This window comes from Bacteroidota bacterium (assembly GCA_018698135.1).
GTDB lineage: Bacteria > Bacteroidota > Bacteroidia > CAILMK01 > JAAYUY01 > JABINZ01.
Genome location: JABINZ010000063.1, coordinates 1 through 2,762, shown reverse-complemented (window position 1 = coordinate 2,762; position 2,762 = coordinate 1). Strand labels below are relative to the sequence as shown.

The window sequence follows — 2,762 nt, the reverse complement described above, 5'->3', positions numbered from 1 at the left end:
TGAATTTCCAAAGTTCAGTCTTGGACAGATCTCTTTTTTATTATACCTTTACTTAACATATATTTTTTTACACCAATGATATTAATCTTTATTTTGGTATCATTGGTGTTTTATCAACATTCGACTTTGAACAACTTCATATTGTAAATGATGATTTTGTAGTTTTTCTGTTGTAATTTGAGTAATATTATTGTTTAGTAATAAATGAAATATTAGATCCCTTTTATTCTAAGCGATACATTGACATGTGTATCACAAAAATAGCACGAATAACTGATTAAGGGTGAAATATATAGACTGACTTTTTACGGTTTAGATTTCTATTATTTCTTACTTTCGAGTCACTGAAGAAATCATGCGTTGAAATAGATAGTAAGGCTTATGCTGAATATTAATTGTTATAAAAAAAGTGATGTTGATTGGATTGGTGAAATTAATGTTGATGATCTGAGGAATAATCTAACTGTTATATTGCTTGCTAATAATAGTGAAATGAATAACTTACTGGATAAAACTTCACTATTAAACACATATGAATCTTCAAGATTTCATGCTTTTTTCAGGCAATCAGATAAACTTAATTTTCTTCTTTCAAGGATAATCCTAAAGTCAATTATCAGTCGCCTATGTCAGGTTGAATTAAGTGATATATTGATTAGTCAGGAAGAAAATGTTAAACCCAAAATTTTGTATCCCAGTACCAATCTCAATTTTAGCTTATCCCATGCCAAAGATTATGTGCTTGTTGGTTTTAGTTTGCAATCGCAAATTGGAGTTGATATTGAGTTTGTAAGACCTTCAAACAAAATAGAATTAATTGCAGCAAACTATTTTTCAGCACAAGAACAGGAAAACATTAAGGGAGATTTGCATCCTGAAAAAGTGTTTTTTGACTATTGGACTCGAAAAGAATCTGCTGTTAAGCTAATTGGGTTAGGACTTCTTGAGCAAATCCGTTCATTCGAAGTTTGCAATGAGGTTAATAATAATGAAATACCGATTGAAATTGACTTTCAACATATTTTTCTCAATTCTTTTACAATCAATGATTATCAAGGATGTATTGCCCTGTCTGAACAAACTGAAGGAATAAAGTTCATTCAACTTACTGAAGAAATTCTAAAATCCTGGCTTCCCTAATAACCTAAACATATTTTTTTTATAGGCTTCAACACCTGGCTGATCGAATGGATTAACGCCCAAAATATAGGCACTAACACCACAAGCCATTTCAAAGAAATAAATTAATTGACCAAGCACCTCTTCTGTAATTTCAGGCAATTCAATTTTTAAAACAGGAACATTTCCTGAATAATGAGCCTGTATTGTCGCTTCTTCTGCAATAAGGTTTATCTCGTGTAGTCTCTTGCCTTTTAGGTAATTCAAACCGTCAATATTCTCTGTGGAATCAGGTACAGTTAACTCTTTATTAATTTTACTAACACTTAAAACAGTTTCAAAGAGTATTCTTTGTCCATCTTGAATATACTGACCCAGCGAATGTAAATCTGTTGAAAAAATAGAACCTGCCGTGAAAATTCCTTTGCCATCTTTTCCTTCACTTTCACCAAACAATTGTTTCCACCATTCAATCAGGTAAAAAAGTTTTGGATTGAAAGAGGTCATTAGTTCAATATTAAAGCCTTTTTGAAGCAGTATATTGCGTAGTGCTGCATAGTGAAGAACAGGATTTGATACATGGTCTTTGTTTTCATGAAATTCGATATTTGCACCTTTTGCTCCCTCAATTAACTCATTTATGGAAAAGCCTGCAAATGCAATTGGTAACAATCCTACTGGCGATAATACCGAATATCTGCCTCCAATATCGTCTGCTATTTCAAATGTTTTATATTCTTCATTAGTTGAAAGCTGCTTAAGCGCACCTTTAGATATATCAGTAATGGCAACTATCCTTTTTCTTGCTTCTTTGAGTCCATATTTGCCTTCAATATGATTTTTCAATAAGCGAAAAGCAATGGCTGGTTCTGTGGTTGTCCCAGATTTTGAAATAACTGCAATACTATAATCAACATTGTCTAATTGCTCAATTAATTCAGCATGATATTCCTCACTAATTTGATGTCCTGCATAAATAATCCGATGCGATTTTGCTTCTTCAAAAGAAGGTGATAGAGCCTCAATAACTGCACGTGCACCTAAATATGAACCACCAATACCAATGACTACCAGAACAGATGATTGTTTTCTCAAGTACTCAGCAGTAACTTCAATATCACTGATAACATCTTGATTTAAAGATAATGGTAAATCAAGCCATCCCAGAAATTCATTTCCCTTACCCGTTTTATTACATAAATCCTGATGAGCATGAATAACTTTTTCTTTTAAAGATGCTAATTCTTCATCTGAAATGAAGTTTTTAATATAGGTTGAGTTTAGTGTAATCTGAGTCATGCGATTATATTAAAAAAGGGCAGTTCAAATTAAATAAAACTGCCCTTAAATCTATTTATTTAGTTATAATCCAAAAATACTCTCTGAAATTGGATGTATTTCCCATTTGATTTCTGAAAAGTTAAAATCAACTTTTTTCCAGTTTGGATGTCCTTTATCTTGCAGTTTGCCAATATTAGACTGGATTTCGCGAATAAGTTTGGTAATGAAGTTGTTCAAAGTTGACGCAATAAAATTACTGTAAAAGCCAATAGATGCAATGCTTTCCAATGAGTTTTGTTTGTTTCAAAACGTACCAGAATTGCCTTGTAAGCATCCAACCAAGCATTTGTCCTTTCTATAAC

Annotated in this window: 3 protein-coding genes; 1 reads left to right on the top strand and 2 read right to left on the bottom strand. The window is 32.0% G+C overall.

What is annotated here, in order from left to right:
* Nucleotides 1-381 precede the first annotated feature (381 nt).
* Nucleotides 382-1,140, top strand: a complete 759-nt coding sequence (locus HOG71_03855; protein ID MBT5989967.1) for a 4'-phosphopantetheinyl transferase superfamily protein — start codon at nt 382-384, stop codon at nt 1,138-1,140.
* Here HOG71_03855 and HOG71_03850 read toward each other — a convergent pair.
* Together HOG71_03850 and HOG71_03845 are read right to left on the bottom strand one after the other, a co-directional pair.
* Nucleotides 1,120-2,418: a glucose-6-phosphate isomerase gene (locus HOG71_03850; GenBank protein ID MBT5989966.1), complete on the bottom strand. Its 1,299-nt coding sequence runs from the start codon at nt 2,416-2,418 to the stop codon at nt 1,120-1,122. The two genes, HOG71_03855 and HOG71_03850, sit on opposite strands and share 21 nt — an antisense overlap.
* 63 nt (nt 2,419-2,481) lie before the next feature.
* Entirely contained in the window at nt 2,482-2,688 is a 207-nt protein-coding gene (locus HOG71_03845) for a hypothetical protein (GenBank protein ID MBT5989965.1), read from the bottom strand.
* Between the last annotated feature and the right edge of the window lie 74 nt (nt 2,689-2,762).